This window comes from Sulfurimonas sp. (assembly GCF_050296975.1).
GTDB lineage: Bacteria > Campylobacterota > Campylobacteria > Campylobacterales > Sulfurimonadaceae > Sulfurimonas.
Window position 1 is genome coordinate 12,265 of the sequence record NZ_JBNKRX010000035.1, and the last position, 15,755, is coordinate 28,019.

Genomic DNA, 15,755 nt, shown 5'->3' on the forward strand with positions numbered 1-15,755 from the left:
ATATACTACTGTTTTATTCCAAGTAATGTTTGCATCATCTGATCAACTGTCGTTATCAATTTTGCAGCTGCTCCATATGATGTTTGATATTTGATAAGGTTTGTCAACTCTTCATCTATACTTACTTTACTAATAGAGTTATATTCTAATTCTGTAGAATTATATTGCGTAGTGACTGTTTCATTATACGATGTAGCTGAGTTTGTACTTATCCCAACATATGTTGCTGTAATATCAAACATCCCATAAACAGTTGTATTATACGTATCTTGCCCAACATAAAAATCATAATTTTCAAACTGTTGTTGCACCATATCAAGTGCTACTCCATTATCTCCACTTGCAGTTGAATAACCTGCTTTTATGGTTGTCGGATTATTTTCTAGATCAGAATTTAGTTGAATATCTCTTGCATTCTCTCCATCTAAAAATCTATGTAAACCTAGAGCACCTGCAAAGTTTGTACCTGATGCAAAATCATCACTTGTCAAATTATCTGCTATTGCAAAGGTATACCCTTGTGATTTAGCTGATGCTTCCATACTTAACTCTAAACGCAAATCACCTGTTGCAGATGCTTGGTAGTTAAATTGTAAATAATCATCAATATCATTGTTAGCATTTAAGTCATCATTGTCATCTTGATTTTGTGTGATTTGCCCTTCTATAGAGTTTGTTCCAGCTGAACCAGACATTGTAGTTTGTACATTTACATCAATTGTTCTACGAGCAACTTCATTTCCATCAATATCATAAATGATGATATCAAATGAACCATCGTTAACATTGAGGTTTGAACTTAAAATTGGGTCAGTAGCACTTAATGTCATACTATTTGACTGCATAGATGTAGTACTGCTTTGTGCGTATAAATTATTTGTAGTTTCAATCAAACCTTTTGCAAAAGCATCAAGATCGGCAACAGTCGTTTGTAAAATACCATCTGTTGGCATCCCTGTTGTTTCATCTATAGCATGACCACGAAGATCAAGTATAGCACCTATTTTACCACTAGTTATCTTTTCTTCCAGTGGAATCAATGTCCCATCTTGTCTTTCATAAGAAACTTCATAAAAACCATATTCGTTACTAGAATTGTCTATACGAAGTGGATGATATGAAGTTCCATCAACAATATTAAAACCATTGACAGAGATTGAATAACTCCCTGTTCTTGTATTTGAATTGCTATCGATTTGAATATTTGACTGTATTTGCCCTTGATTTACATCAGCACCAATAAGTTGTGCTAAATTTTTCTCTAACACATTTCTTTTATCTCTTAGATCACTTGCTTCATACATACCAGCAGTCTCAGCAGTATCTATACTCCTATTTAAGTCAGCAATTTGCTGTGCTATCTCATTTACCTGGTCTATATTTACAGAGAGTTGATCGTTTACCTCTTGTTGTAGTGTTAAAATCTGATTTTGTGTATCTTGAATATGCGCAGTTAATGTTTGCGTTTGATTTGCTAAAGCAATTTTAATTGCATCATTATCTGGATTATCAGCAAAAGTTTGCCACATATCATAGTATTCCGCCAAATCTGCTTTAATCCCTACCCCATCTATCTCAGGAAAGTAGCTAGAAAGCTCTTCAAGTGTTTGAAGTTCAAAATCACTATACTCTTTTTGCGCAGACACACTTGTATATCTACTAAATACATAATTATCAAAAACTCTTTTTATATCTTGAACTTGTACACCATTGCCCACATTACCTACACTTGTACTTAATGGTGTTGCTGCAGAAGTGATAACCCTTTGACGAGAATACCCCTCTACTTCAGCATTAGAAATATTTTGCCCTGTTGTATTGATCCCTACTTGTGCAGCTGAGAGTCCAGAGTAACCAATACCTAATGTGTTAAAAAGGTTAGCCATCTTACACTCTCACTTCCAAAACTGAAGGGTCTTTAGAGGCAACTTTATTGTACCCTTGCATCTCTACAGGAACGATCTGTTCTAAAAAATTATTATATAAATTACTAACTATAACAACTAATTTTGCGTACTCTTTGTTTACTTCTCTTAGCTCTGATAGTTGAATTTTTAACTCATCTAAAAGTTGATGTTGCTCATCATTTAATAATTTAGGTAGCTCTGCATTTGGATTTTGTGTCATAAGTAAAGAGATTTCATGATCGATCATTGCTTTTTTTGACTCGAAGTTTTTTAACTTTTCATCTTTGATAGATAGTCGCTCAAACTGAGGATTATGTTGCGCTTGTTTGATATCTTCTATATCTGATTTTGTAATTTTTATTAAATCTCTTAAATCTTCTAAAGCACTTTGTAAATGATGCGTCAACATAACTTGCCCCTACATAAAATTAGATTTTAAAGTAGTTCATCTGCCATTTTTTCAGATAATGCAGATAAATCCACTTTATACTCACCAGAGTTTATAGCCTCTTTGAGTTGTTCAACTTTGTCAGTATCTTTAGCATTTTGAGTACCAACATTTTTATTTGATTTACTTTCTGATGCACTATTTGCGTAAACATTTTGCGCAACAGAACTATTCACTTGAGAAATCATAACTTTTCCTTTGTATTAAAAAACATTTTCATAACTACCAAATCGACAAAATTATGATTTTCTAAACACTAGTTTTACTTTTTTTGTGACAAATAATCGTATAACATCTGAGAAAATCCAAAACTACCAGCACTTGCCTTTGAAAGTTCCTCTCTGTACATAGATTTATATATCTTATCTCCTGGATCATTTTGAGATGAGAAAAGATTTTTTTCATCTTTCATTGCATTATCCATTAACATTTTTACAATGATAGCTTCAAAAGCATCTGTTTGTTTTTTTAAAGCTTCATTTTCTACATTTGTATTGATTGTAGGTACAGCTTTATTGTCAGTGATAAGTTGTGACTGTGCTTGTAAAGTATTTAATCCATAACTCATTAGATCACCTCCAACTCAGCTGAGATACTTCCAACACTTTTCATCGCTTCTAAAATTGCGATGATATCTTTTGGAGTCGCACCAAGTTTTTGTAAAGAGCGTACTAAGTTAGCTACTGTAGTAGTCCCCTCTTTTGTGTAAAGTTGGTTATCGTTTATCCCAATCACCATATTTTTATCAACTGCCATAGAACCTTCAGGTGCAGTTATCTCACTTGCTTCAACAATCTTAACTGTAATATCTCCATGAGTAAGCATTACAGGTTTTAGCTCTATATCGACACCTGCGACTATGGTGCCTGTTCGCTCATTTATAACAATCTTATCTTTTGGTTTATACTCCATATCTACATTTTGTACTTCCGCTAAGAACTCAATCATAGAGCGATTTTGTGGTCGTTTTAGTTTTACACTTCTTGAATCAACTGCGACTGCAACTTGAGTATTAAAATGTTGGTTGATTGCATTTTGCACACCTACAGCATTTGAAAAACCTGCTTCTTTGAGTGAAAGTGTTGCATACTCTTGATGAAAAAGATCAATATTTATCTCACGTTCAACAAGCCCACCATTAAAAACTATACCAGTAGTTGGATGCGACTCAGAACCTGCACCTTTTGAGTTCATACCACCAATACTCAATGGTCCTTGTGCTAAAGCGTATATTTTTCCATCTACCCCTTTAAGCGGAGTCATAAGTAAAGTTCCACCCTCTAAACTTTTTGCATCCCCGATCGATGAGACAGTAACATCAAACTTATCCCCTTGACGTGCAAAAGGTTTAAGTTTTGCCGTAATAACAACAGCTGCAACGTTTTTAGATTTGATATCTACTGCATTCATGTCAATATTCATCGCTTTTAACATGTTGGCAATTGATTGGAGTGTAAATTTTGAAGTAGTACCATCACCTGTTTTTTTCAAACCAACTACAAGAGAATAACCGATAAGCTGATTCTCACGAACGCCCACAATATTGGAGACTTCCGTTACTTTAGTAGCATAAAGTGATGATAAAAAAAGTACAAAAAATAAAAATATTCTCATTTATTCCCCTAGTTGTAAGGGGAGTAAAGCAAAGATTATTCCATATCTGGGGATATTAAATAGGTCAGACTCGTTTTTCCAAACTTTTTAGTTTTTTTAGTTGTGTAGATTCCAATTTGTTCTGGGATTTTTAGAGTGCTCATGTGCTCTATTATAATCATCTTAACAACTTCTTGTGGGAGGTTTTCTATAAGTTGCATGGTATTGTCATAAATATCTTCCATTCCCTCGCGGTAGCTAAATGGAGGATCGATATAGATGTACGCATCTTCATTTGATCGTTTAAGTGACGCTACAACTGCATTGATGTTTTCAAAACTGTTTCCGCCAAACACTTCACACTTGCTTGGATCGGTTTGGGCTATGTTTTTTTTGAGTACTTTTAGAGCGTCTCTATCTTTTTCCATAAAGTAGATTTTTTTCGCTCCACGGCTGAGTGCTTCAAGTCCGATCGAACCGCTTCCACTAAATACCTCAACGAAATTGCTATCAATTACATCAAACTGCAAAGTATTAAAAAACGACTCCAGTACGATCGCTTTAGAGCTTCTTGTAGTAGTTTTTGATGGGAGTTCTAAAATTTTGCCTTTATATTTTCCAGCTATTATTTTTTTTGTAAGTTTATTATTTTTCATAAAATGCTTTTACTGCTCTTAAAACGTTTTCTTTGTACTCATTTGTTAAAAATTCTATTCTTTTTTCTAAGATTGAAAAGTCCAGTCCACCCTCTTCAAACTCATCTACTTTTTCTTGTTTCGGCTTTATAGAATCGTATCTTTTCTCCAGTGCCAAAATAAGCTGCGATTTTGAAAAGGGTTTCATCAAATCAGCCTCTGCACTATTTGAGATATAAAAACATTTTGGATCGTTAAGACATTTAGTATCGCGGATTACAATATCGCTTTTTTTACTTGAATCAAGATATGTGCCTAAAAATAGTTCTAAAGATTTTTGTAATAATGGTGATGAACACTCAACTGCAACTCTCATAAAGTCATCCTTGTAAATAGTACTGTATTGTATATTGTAAATCTGCATCCAAATTATCTAGTGAAAGCATCCAGTGCAAATATTGGGGATCAATATTTACTATCTCTTCAATATAACGCCCATTATACTTGCCAAAGTTAAACTTTTGAAGTAAGACATTTGTAAAACTCAGCTCAAACATCTCCTCTTCGCTTACACTGTGGAGTAGATATTCAAAAAGGGATTTTATCACAACTACATCTTCTAATGGCTTATACACTATATCATTTGTATCTAAAAGTTGTAATTCATAGCGTAAATACTGCAAATCAAACCGCTCAATATCTTCTACTATATGCTTTACGACCCTTTTTGTATCTACAATTTTTGCATAAACTGTAACACCATAACTTTGTAAAATTTTATAAACAAAATCGTAATCATGTACGACGAGTATATCATCAACACTTAACTCTTGTAGAAATTTGTACCCTTTTGATTGTGTAAAACTATTTTTCTCTTTAATATCTGCATTGCTTATATGGTGTGATGCCGAAGCTTCTGAAGCTATCTTTTTCCCATCGTTTATAAGTTCACTGCTTAGTGTGTCATCATGCAATGTTGAGAGTGCACAAATTTTGTCATCTATTTCACTTCCAGTTGTTTTTATATCTAAAAACACTAACATTTTACAATCCTTACTTGTTTACATCGAGCCCCTATAAAGATAAATGAAAAATACCCAGATACCAATATAACTCCATATAAAAGATAGATGTTGTAGTAAGCAAAAAACACAAAATCGATAATCATAAATACAGCGCTTAGCCAAATTAAAAGCATAAACCATTTACGCCAGAACTTTACAAGATCACCATACCCAATCACTTCTATATAAGTTTTTTCTTTGGGGCAAGTAAGCAGTTTGAAACTATAACCATTGTGGCATCTGTTAAAGATGTACTTTACACTACGAAAAAGTGCAAAAAGAACAGTGATATTGAGTGTTATCATAAACCAAAAACTAAAGATTGAGTAAAGAGCTTGAAAAACTTCTTGGTCTAATGAAACAAAGCCCTGTTTTATATAAAGTACTACAGTGATGAGAATTGAGAGAATGGCAGCTGAAATTACACTACAAAGAACAACTCTTAAAGCCCAGAAAAACCAAAGTTGTAAGTAAAACTTTTTCATCCCTTACGAAAATTGTCCTAACATCTCATAGTAATGCTCGAGTGTCATAAAACTTTTCTCAAATCTGTAACGGATGATAAACTCAACAACTTTGTTTTTGAACTCAACATCTACATTTTCGGCTCTACCAAAATATCCTAGTGAAATATTTTTACTCTTTATAGCCGCTTCTTTATCATAAGCAATAGCTAAAATCTGTAAGTAACGCCCCTCTTTAATCTCACCTAAATTTTCACTTTGCAGGGATGCACCAGAAAGATTAATAGCTTTAAATTCAAAAAGTTCTTCAAACACATCAACTTTTGCATCTACACCTATCTCTTTATAAAGTGCTTTGAGTTTTGAGAGGTTTTCTTTTCTTGCTAACTCATAGTTTGAGATAGAAATTTTATTTGATAAATCTTTTAATCTGTCTAGTGCTGAGCTCATGTATAATTCCTTCTTGTAGAATTATACTATAGTATCTACCTCAAAATGACAATACTCTTTTATATCACTCGCCATAAAATCTTTATATTCAGGTGATGTCACTTCATAATTTACTTTTATCAGTTCCTCATTCAAACTAATTTTTGAATAATCAAGCGCACTTAAATGAGGAAACTTAGGCACTATATCTTCAACAGTTGTGATAGTAAAAAAATCATCAGGATTAAAACCCATTATATCTCCTCGTATTTAAAAAAAACTCTCTTACACTATCTATTCCTTAGCAACTATGTCCACTCACTTATTACTCACTAATGTTAATCTAATTTCAGCTATAATTACTTTATTAAATAAAGGGCCTCCCCCAAAGATATAAAGAGCAAGATGGATTATTTAAAAATAAAAGGGATTGATTCCCTTCAAGGCAGTATAAAAATAGCTGGTGCGAAAAACGCTTCGCTTCCTCTTATAGCGATGACAATCCTCGCTAAGAACAAGTTAAACATAGAAAATCTCCCAGATGTTGTAGATATAAAAACTCTTTTAAAACTCTTAACCAATCTTGGTGCACAGTGTTCATTTGAAGAGCATCACGTATCTGTAGATACTAAAAATATTCACGAAACAAGAGCCACATACGATATAGTCAAAACTATGCGTGCATCCATCTTAGTTCTAGGCCCAATTTTAGCTCGTTTTGGGCATTGTGAAGTTTCATTGCCTGGTGGTTGTGCCATTGGTCAGCGCCCGATCGATCTTCATCTAAAAGCTTTAGAGCAAATGGGTGCAGAGATAGATATAAAAGCTGGTTATGTAGAAACAAAAGCACCAAATGGTTTAAAAGGGTGTGAGATTATCTTCGATAAGATCACAGTAACTGGAACTGCAAACATTGTTATGGCAGCAGCATTAGCAAAAGGAACTACTACTATAGTAAATGCTGCACGTGAACCAGAAGTTGTCCAACTGTGTGAAATTTTAAACAATAGTGGTGTTAAAATCAAAGGGATTGGAACTTCTGTTTTAAAAATCAAGGGTACAAATGGAAAACTTGTAGATATAAAAGATTTTGCAATTATCCCTGATAGAATTGAAGCTGGAACATATCTTTGTGCAGCAGCGATTACAAACTCTGAACTTACTATTACAGATGTTGAACCAAAACATCTTGATGCAGTTATTAGAAAATTTGAAGAGATGGGATTTAGTTTTACACTTACCAAAGATACTATCACTATCTATCCAGCAAATGAGATCAAACCTGTAAAAATAATCACTCAAGAATACCCAGCTTTTCCAACAGATATGCAAGCACAGTTTATGGCTCTGGCGACTCAAGCAAATGGAACTTCCATCATTGAAGAGAGACTTTTTGAAAACCGTTTTATGCACGTAAGTGAATTACAGCGTATGGGTGCAGATATCTCTTTAAATGGTCATATAGCAACTGTAAAAGGCAAAACTGAACTTAGTGGTACTGATGTGATGGCAACAGATTTACGAGCTTCATCTGCACTAGTTTTAGCTGGACTTATTGCAAAAGGTGAGACAGATATTCACCGTATCTATCATCTTGATCGTGGGTATGATTCACTAGAGAAAAAACTCCAAAATGCTGGAGCTAAAGTTCAAAGGTTAAAGGAGTAGAAGTATATTACTTCTCTTCAAATATTATCATCTCGTAAGTACTTCTTTTTGTAACAAGTGCCTTATCTGGCGAAACTGAGCGTGCATTTTGTGCACGTTGTACTTCATGGCGTAATTCTGCTATCTCTTTTTCCATCCCATCAACACTCTCACGTAAACGTAAAATAATGTCAACTCCAGCGATATTTACACCGAGTTCTCGAGTTAGTCGAAGAATTAACTTAATTTTATCTACATCACGTTGAGAGTAAAGCCTTATACGACCATCTGATCGTGATGGGCATATAAGGTTTTCACGCTCATACTGTCGTAAAGTTTGTGGATGAATATCCAACATTTTTGACACGATACTTATTAGATATACGGGTTCATCATAATGGTGCATCTTCTCTCCTTACTATTGTTTTGGCAGTTTCTCTTGCATCGCTTTAACAAGCTCTTTATCAAGCTCTTCAACTTTTGGAAGTACGATGTTTGCTTTAAGATACAAATCCCCTCTAGTTTTTGTTTTTCTGTTCATCGCTCCCATCTCTTTAACACGGAAACTTTGATTGTTTTTTGTATTTTGTGGTACTTTAAGTTTAATCTCTTTTTCTAAAGTTTGGATACTTACTTTATCCCCAAAGAGTGCTGCATGGAGTGGTACATCAAACATTTTTGTAAGATCGTCCCCTTCACGTGTATACTCAGGCGATGGAGCTACTGTAATTTTTAAAAACAAGTCTCCTTGACGTCCACCCTGTGCATGTCCTTTACCACGTACACGCATCTTCTCACCAGTTTTTACACCAGCTGGGATTTTAATATCAAAACGATCTCCTTGTACACTAACAGAATGACTACCTCCAAGTATAGAGACGTTAAAAGGGATAGTGACACTTGTTTCAAGGTCAAGATTTGGCTCTTGGTGAAAACCTCCACCGCCGAAGCCCCCACCAAACGGATTGCCACCACCAAAGCTGCTGCTTCCGCCAAAACCTCCAAAGCCTCCGCCACCAGAGAACATTTGACGTAAAATCTCATCAAGATCAACATTTGTACCTTGAGAGCGAGAAAAATCGTGGAAATTTTGTCCACCAAACATACTATCACCAAACTGATCGTATTGTGCTTTTTTCTCTTTATCACTTAGTATCTCATACGCGGCATTTATCTCTTTAAATTTCTCTTCTGCTTCTGGAGCTTTGTTAACATCTGGATGGTATTGACGTGCAAGTTTTCTATATGCTTTTTTAATCTCTGCTTCACTTGCACCTTGTGTAATTTCTAATGTATCATATAATGATTTACTCATCTGTATTTATCCTATTTTATAAAATATGTTTGTTTATCTTAGGAGGATTATATCACAATAGTTGAGTGGAAGTCAATCAAGGTTAAAAAGTAAAGAAAAGATTGATAGTTTATCAACCATAAGAAATTATGATGATAAAACTATCATTGAAGTGTTAGTGTAAAAAGTGGCGAATCTCTGAGAAGTATAGACTCATACCATGCTCATTCGCAGCTGCAATAACCTCATCATCACGTATAGAACCACCCGGTTCGATCACATTTTTAACACCAGCAGAAGCAGCAGCGTCAATTGAGTCGCGAAATGGGAAGAACGCTTCAGATGCTAACGCACATCCACTCACATCAAGCCCCATCTCTTTAGCTTTTTTAAGCGCACATTGAGCGGCATCTACACGGCTTGTCATACCCATACCAACAGCAACCATTGCAGCATCTTTAACATATACTACACAATTAGATTTTGTAAGACTTGCCACTTTGTAAGCGATTTCAAGGTCTTTCATCTCTTCTAATGTTGCAGCATTTGTAGACATAAGTTTTGCATTTTTAACTTCATCGTCATTTACTTTGTCAGCATCTTGGTACACAAAACCGCCATCAACATGTTTGAAGTCTTTTTTGTCATGGCTAAGAACAAGTTTATCTGAACCCATTTCAAAAAGTTTGATACGTTTTTTACTAGCAAATACTTCTTGAGCTTCAGGAGTTATTCGACCAGCGATAATAACTTCTAAGAATATCTCATTCATTTTTTCTGCAAGTTCTTTAGTTACAACACCATTTACCGCTACAACACCACCAAATGCTGAAACTGGATCACATTTAAGCGCTTCAACATAAGCGTCAACTAGATTGTCACGGATAGCAAAACCACATGGATTACCATGCTTAGTGATACAAACAGCGTTATCTTCCCCAAAAGCAGAAGCAATTTTAACTGCACCGCTTAAGTCATTTAAGTTGTTGAAACTTGCTTCACCTTTTAGCGTTTTGAAGTTGTTTGAAAAGTGTTTATCAAACTCGTAAAGCGCACCATTTTGATGTGGATTTTCACCGTAACGTGTATCCATAACTTTCTCTCCAACGATAAATTGTTTCTCACCGAAACCTTCGTTGAAACGCTCATTCATATAATTTGCAATCATTGAATCATACGCAGCAGTATGCTCATATGCTTTAATCATGAAACCACGACGGAAATCTTTTGTATTTTTTTCATTTTCGATTGCATCAATTACGACAGTATAATCTTCAACATTTGTAACAATTAAAACAGAGTCAAAGTTCTTAGCAGCTGAACGCACCATTGCAGGTCCACCAATGTCTATGTTTTCAATGATATCATCAAAATCATCTGTGCGCTCAATAGTCGCTTTAAATGGATAAAGATTTACACACACTAGATCAATTGGTTCAACGCCTAACTCTTTTGCTTGATCTAAGTGAGACTGTTTATCACGTCTATGTAAAATACCACCGTGAACATAAGGGTTAAGGGTTTTAACACGCCCTTCAAAACACTCAGGAAATTTTGTGATTTCATCGATCTCGATAGCAGCAACACCACTCTCTTGTAATAGTTTAAAAGTACCACCTGTTGAGATAATCTCATAACCATTTTTTACTAATGATTGACAAAAGTCAACTATACCAGTTTTATCGCTTACACTTACTAACGCTCTTTTTTGCATACTTGTCTCCTTTTTCTGAAGCAAAGCTTCATAAAATTCCTCTCTACTTGTGCTTTGCCTTTCGGCAAGAAATTGATGATGTAAGAGAATTTAATTTTTTGGAATTGTACTAAAACTTATATTATGATTAGATGAAAGGGTTTAGAACATAGAAAAATTACTATGTTCTAAATTGAGATAGTTTTTCACTTAAAACGAGAGCATTTTGTGAAAGGGATTGAATCTCATTTGAGATACTCTCTGTATGAGTAGCATTTTTATCTACTTCTTTACTAATCTCTCCAATTTGAGAGATAATATAGTTTGTACTATCTCCAGTTTTAAAGAGTGCATCTAAAGATACATTCATCGCTTGTGAAGTTGTATTCATAGTTTCAACAGTAAGTTCTATCTGTTCTTTTGCATTTGATGAAATATCTGTAAGTTTTTGAATATTTGCAGCATTGTCATCCATTTTACTACTTACATCATTGATCGATTGCACAATTACACTTACTGTAGCGTTTATCTCACTAAGACTTTTTTGTGTACGCTCAGCTAGTTTTCTTACTTCATCAGCAACAACAGCAAAACCACGTCCATGTTCACCTGCACGTGCAGCTTCAATAGCGGCATTAAGTGCAAGTAAATTTGTTTGGTCTGCAATATCACCAATAACTGTTAAAACATCAGTAATTTGTTGTGCATCACTACTTAAACGTGATAAATCTCCAACAAGTTCCATCTCAACTTCTGCATTATTGTTTACCTCTTCAATCATCTCTACAATATTTCTCGTAGCTGTATCAAGTATATCTGCCATTTTTTGGATATCAGCTCTTACAACATCTGCATCATGTGTTGCATCTTGTACTAAAAGTACTGTTTTTTCACCATACTCTGTTGTAGAACTGATAATCTCAGATGTTTTATCTACTGCTTTTGATATTTCTGAAAATTGTAGTTTTACTTTATCTACAATAGCTTGATTGTTATTTGCACTATTTTTAGATTCGATTATAACTTCTGATGTAGAAGCAATAAGATTATTCAAGCATGTATAAACTTGTGACACTTCATCTTTACCAAGTTTTGTACACTGAAATGTAAAATCTTTATTTTCATCAATCTGTTCTACACTTGATTGAAGTTTATTTATTGCTTTTTGAATTGATGTACCTAAAGTTAATCCAAAAAGTACTTGTAAAACAAACGCAATAAGTGCAATTAAAAGAACTTGTATTTGATATCCACTCAAATCATCTGCAAAACGTAACATGTGTTCGTTTAATGATTTTTTAGAAATGTCAACGAGTTGTTGTAGTTCATCTCTTGCTTTCATTGCAACAGAGTTATAAGAACTAATTGCATCTACTTTATCATCTATATCAGCATCTTGATCCGTAAAATCTCCAACCATTCCAACACCTATAGTTCCCAAAGCTTTTGTTCTAAGCTCAATATTTTTCACAACCTCTTTAAGCTCTTCAAACTCTGGCTCTAAAGAAAGTTTTTCCAAATCTTCAATAGCTTTTTGAATCTCCTGCTGGATTTTTGTATTTTTCTCTTTATAGTCACTTTGAAGTTTTAATTGTGAAGAGGCAGCTGTTAAAAAAGTATTTTGCAATGAAGCAATATTTTCACTAATTTGATTAGAAAGAGAGATTAGATGAATCTGCTTTGACTTTAGTTGCTCAAATTGTCCTTTTGATGCACTAAATGCTTGAAAGCTTATAAAAGTAATGACAGCTAAATAAAAGAGTCCCCAAAAAACTATGTTTTGGATTTTCACCTTGATCGTTAAATCACTAAAAAACTTCATCATCCTCCCTCTCCTTATTTAGTTATTAATATGCTACGTTAAATAGTAAATAGTAGTTTGTAAGTTTATCAATTGCATTACTACCAGCATCTGTTACAAACATAGGTGCACCAATTTGATACCCTGAACCAGTAAATTTATAGTCTATCATAGTTGCACCTAAACGTAATTCTGCATAACGATTGATTGGTTGAATATAATACACTTCCGTAGCATCACCACGAGTTGCAAGTTTATTTGTTAAATCGTTTGAGCCTTGAGTAAAACTAAACCAGTATTTAGTTCCATGATTATACTCAACACCTATGCGTGGATTATTGAGTGCTTCAAGGTCTAAAGTATATCTAGCACCTAACCAGTATGCTGATCCTTTTTTCGTCTTTGTATCACCAGATGTACTTGTAAGCAACCCTACATCACCCATTCCATATTGTGTAGCTACTACACCATTTGGTTTTGCTTGTGAAGATGCAATGTGAGCGAACAAATCAACATTAGAATTCATTAAGTTTGTAAATTCTACCATTGCAGTGTAAAGCATCATATCACCAATATTTGTATTTGTTGAGCTTGTTCCATCTGAAGTATTTGAAACTATATCTTTAGCACTTACTGCACTTACTTGTAATAATGATCCATCTAATCCTAATCCAGTATCAAAAAAAGCACCTAAAACATTTGAATCTTTAATACCCGCAGGATTTCCTACATAGCTCATACTTGAACTATCTTGATACCCTTTTCCATATCCAATTCTTAAAGCCATTCCGTTTATACCAGAGAGTTTATTTAATGGGAAAGTTGCAACTATACCATCTGCTGCCCCATCAAAACTAAGTGCTGAATATGTTGATTTACGAACCGTATTTTCTTTAAATTGGTGTGATGGTCCATCAGAACTTGGTTGACGGCCAACTGTTAAAATAACTGGTAACTGTCCTTTGAGTACAGTCCAGTCAATATACGCACGTTCTACAAACAAACCACTATCATTTGGACGACGACCTTGCATTGGATCCATTCCAGAAAATTGGTTGATATTAGAATCAGACCAGTTTTTATACATCGTTAAACGACCAGTGAACTTCATATCATCTGTAATTTTTGCACCCATATTGAGTTTTAAACGATTCGACCAAATATTGTTATCACTCCCTTTAGTTCCAGCACCATCTTTACTTTTGTACCCATCAACTCTTGTTCTAAAATCTAAACCAAAATTGATTTTATCTACCAAAGTTGCTGTTTCAACTCTATCGATTTTATCTTCAAGTTCATCACTTCTATCAGATTGTTCCTCTTCAAGGGCGTTGATTTGCTTTTGCATAGCATCTATTTTTTTAAGTAATTCTTCGTTTGTAGTCCCTGCATTTAAAGAGAATGCTGCTAGTGAAGCTAACAGACTTAATTTAATTGTTTTATTCATTGTTTCCCCTTTCATTACATACCTGCTGCTTCTGGATGATCAGAATCAGCTGCATGCCCTATTAAATACTCTTTTAAACTTTGTTTATCTGCGTCAGAGAGCTTGTCTATACCAAGCTTTTTCATTTTTTTCTCTTTTTGAAACACTTTTTCCCACTGCTTTATAGCTTTTGAACTAGCATTTAAACCCAACTGAACCGCTAAGTCTTTACCACCAGCAAATGCGAAAGAAGCCATTAACGACAATGCAATTAATATACGAACAATGCCCATTTCTACCCCTTTTATAAATATTTACTTAATAGTACAGCTTATAATATAAATAATACCTTATAATTAAGTATAATTACTCTAATATTTATTAACAAGGATTTTCAATGTTACATATAGGTATTTTATGTTCGGGTGGTGATGTGTCTGGGATGAATCCTGCACTTAAACATTTTGTGGAATTTTCATACAAACATGGTTTAAAACCCTATTTTATTTATGATGGGTATGAAGGTTTAATCGATGACAATATTTCAGAAGCGACATATGCAGATGTTGCTGGAATTATCACAAAAGGTGGTACAAAGATAGGTAGTGCACGAAGTAAACGCTTTATGGAAAAAAAGTATAGAACACAAGCAAAGCAAAATCTCGATCTCCATGATATAAAAATGTTAGTAGTTTTAGGTGGTGATGGTTCTTTTCGTGGTTTAGATATTTTTTACAAAGAACATGGTGTAAAATTTTGCGGTATTCCATCAACTATTGACAATGACATTAATGGAACAGAGTACTGCCTTGGGGTAGATACAGCTTTAAATGTGATAAGAAATGCTATAGATTCTGTAAGAGATACTGCATCGAGTTTTAAACGTGCTTTTGTGATTGAAACAATGGGGAGAGATTGTGGATATTTAGCGCTTGTTTCACACTTAACTTCAGGGAGTGAACTTTGTCTTATCCCAGAAGTAGCATATAACCTAGATAATTATGTTGATGAGTTTCAAACACAACTCCATCATGGTAGACGTTATTTTTTAGCTGTTGTTGCGGAAGGGATTAAGGATGATTCAGCTAGTATCGCTACATGGTTTGAAGACAAAGTTGGTATTGAAGCTCGTGTAACTGTTCTTGGACATATCCAACGTGGAGGGAATCCAACTTCATACGATAGACTTATGGCTTACAAATTTGTAAACTATGCTATGAAAGCTCTTTTAGACGGAGTTAATGAGTCCATAATTTGTTATGACAAAAATGGTTTCAATCTCAAAAGTATAGATGAAGTAGCAGGTATCAAAAAAGAGTTGGACCCTGAACTACTTCAATTTTTAGTGTAGTGT

At 34.3% G+C, this 15,755-nt stretch carries 19 protein-coding genes; 2 read left to right on the forward strand and 17 right to left on the reverse strand.

The window, feature by feature from the left end; genetic code table 11:
* Window positions 1-5: 5 nt before the first annotated feature.
* The 11 genes from flgK to ACQY56_RS10395 form a co-directional block, all read right to left on the reverse strand.
* Window positions 6-1,886 carry a flagellar hook-associated protein FlgK gene (flgK, locus tag ACQY56_RS10345; RefSeq protein WP_428738284.1) on the reverse strand — a complete coding sequence of 627 codons (1,881 nt, stop codon included), beginning with the start codon at window positions 1,884-1,886 and terminating at the stop codon, window positions 6-8.
* Window position 1,887: 1 nt separating this feature from the next.
* On the reverse strand, window positions 1,888-2,316 hold the full coding sequence (locus ACQY56_RS10350; protein ID WP_428738283.1) for a hypothetical protein: 429 nt from the start codon (window positions 2,314-2,316) through the stop codon (window positions 1,888-1,890).
* A 26-nt stretch (window positions 2,317-2,342) separates the two neighbouring features.
* Window positions 2,343-2,543 (reverse strand): flagellar biosynthesis anti-sigma factor FlgM, encoded by a 201-nt coding sequence (locus ACQY56_RS10355; RefSeq protein ID WP_428738282.1) that lies wholly within the window; start codon window positions 2,541-2,543, stop codon window positions 2,343-2,345.
* A 74-nt stretch (window positions 2,544-2,617) separates the two neighbouring features.
* Window positions 2,618-2,923, reverse strand: a complete 306-nt coding sequence (locus tag ACQY56_RS10360) for a rod-binding protein (protein WP_428738281.1) — start codon at window positions 2,921-2,923, stop codon at window positions 2,618-2,620.
* Window positions 2,923-3,969, reverse strand: a complete 1,047-nt coding sequence (locus ACQY56_RS10365) for a flagellar basal body P-ring protein FlgI (protein ID WP_428738280.1) — start codon at window positions 3,967-3,969, stop codon at window positions 2,923-2,925. Before ACQY56_RS10365 ends, ACQY56_RS10360 begins: the two co-directional genes overlap by 1 nt.
* A gap of 35 nt (window positions 3,970-4,004) precedes the next feature.
* Window positions 4,005-4,604 (reverse strand): 16S rRNA (guanine(966)-N(2))-methyltransferase RsmD, encoded by a 600-nt coding sequence (gene rsmD / locus ACQY56_RS10370; RefSeq protein WP_428738279.1) that lies wholly within the window; start codon window positions 4,602-4,604, stop codon window positions 4,005-4,007.
* A complete protein-coding gene (locus tag ACQY56_RS10375; RefSeq protein WP_428738278.1) occupies window positions 4,594-4,959 on the reverse strand; it encodes a hypothetical protein in 366 nt (121 codons plus the stop codon). The genes rsmD and ACQY56_RS10375 overlap by 11 nt, the downstream gene beginning before the upstream one ends.
* A gap of 4 nt (window positions 4,960-4,963) precedes the next feature.
* The gene (locus tag ACQY56_RS10380; protein WP_428738277.1) at window positions 4,964-5,626 is read right to left on the reverse strand and encodes a 3'-5' exonuclease; all 663 of its coding nucleotides are present in this window, start codon (window positions 5,624-5,626) and stop codon (window positions 4,964-4,966) included.
* Complete coding sequence (locus ACQY56_RS10385; RefSeq protein WP_428738276.1) at window positions 5,620-6,132, reverse strand: hypothetical protein; 513 nt, start codon at window positions 6,130-6,132, stop codon at window positions 5,620-5,622. The genes ACQY56_RS10380 and ACQY56_RS10385 overlap by 7 nt, the downstream gene beginning before the upstream one ends.
* A gap of 3 nt (window positions 6,133-6,135) precedes the next feature.
* Complete coding sequence (locus tag ACQY56_RS10390) at window positions 6,136-6,561, reverse strand: hypothetical protein (RefSeq protein WP_428739939.1); 426 nt, start codon at window positions 6,559-6,561, stop codon at window positions 6,136-6,138.
* A gap of 21 nt (window positions 6,562-6,582) precedes the next feature.
* On the reverse strand, window positions 6,583-6,795 hold the full coding sequence (locus ACQY56_RS10395) for a hypothetical protein (protein ID WP_428738274.1): 213 nt from the start codon (window positions 6,793-6,795) through the stop codon (window positions 6,583-6,585).
* Between the two features lie 150 nt (window positions 6,796-6,945).
* On the opposite strand from ACQY56_RS10395, the gene murA reads away from it, so the two are divergent.
* Entirely contained in the window at window positions 6,946-8,208 is a 1,263-nt protein-coding gene (murA, locus tag ACQY56_RS10400) for a UDP-N-acetylglucosamine 1-carboxyvinyltransferase (RefSeq protein WP_428738273.1), read from the forward strand.
* Window positions 8,209-8,215: 7 nt separating this feature from the next.
* On the opposite strand, the gene ACQY56_RS10405 is transcribed toward murA, so the two are convergent.
* The 6 genes from ACQY56_RS10405 to ACQY56_RS10430 form a co-directional block, all read right to left on the reverse strand.
* Window positions 8,216-8,593 (reverse strand): heat shock protein transcriptional repressor HspR, encoded by a 378-nt coding sequence (locus ACQY56_RS10405; protein WP_428738272.1) that lies wholly within the window; start codon window positions 8,591-8,593, stop codon window positions 8,216-8,218.
* Window positions 8,594-8,605: 12 nt separating this feature from the next.
* Window positions 8,606-9,502 carry a DnaJ C-terminal domain-containing protein gene (locus ACQY56_RS10410; protein WP_428738271.1) on the reverse strand — a complete coding sequence of 299 codons (897 nt, stop codon included), beginning with the start codon at window positions 9,500-9,502 and terminating at the stop codon, window positions 8,606-8,608.
* Window positions 9,503-9,656: 154 nt separating this feature from the next.
* Window positions 9,657-11,195, reverse strand: a complete 1,539-nt coding sequence (gene purH, locus ACQY56_RS10415) for a bifunctional phosphoribosylaminoimidazolecarboxamide formyltransferase/IMP cyclohydrolase (RefSeq protein ID WP_428738270.1) — start codon at window positions 11,193-11,195, stop codon at window positions 9,657-9,659.
* A 160-nt stretch (window positions 11,196-11,355) separates the two neighbouring features.
* Window positions 11,356-12,999, reverse strand: coding sequence for a methyl-accepting chemotaxis protein (locus ACQY56_RS10420; RefSeq protein WP_428738269.1), 1,644 nt, complete (start codon window positions 12,997-12,999; stop codon window positions 11,356-11,358).
* A gap of 22 nt (window positions 13,000-13,021) precedes the next feature.
* Window positions 13,022-14,422 (reverse strand): DUF3373 family protein, encoded by a 1,401-nt coding sequence (locus tag ACQY56_RS10425; protein WP_428738268.1) that lies wholly within the window; start codon window positions 14,420-14,422, stop codon window positions 13,022-13,024.
* Between the two features lie 14 nt (window positions 14,423-14,436).
* Window positions 14,437-14,694, reverse strand: coding sequence for a hypothetical protein (locus ACQY56_RS10430; protein WP_428738267.1), 258 nt, complete (start codon window positions 14,692-14,694; stop codon window positions 14,437-14,439).
* A 104-nt stretch (window positions 14,695-14,798) separates the two neighbouring features.
* Between ACQY56_RS10430 and ACQY56_RS10435 the strand changes: the two genes are divergently transcribed.
* Entirely contained in the window at window positions 14,799-15,752 is a 954-nt protein-coding gene (locus ACQY56_RS10435; protein ID WP_428738266.1) for a 6-phosphofructokinase, read from the forward strand.
* The last annotated feature ends 3 nt before the right edge of the window (window positions 15,753-15,755 follow it).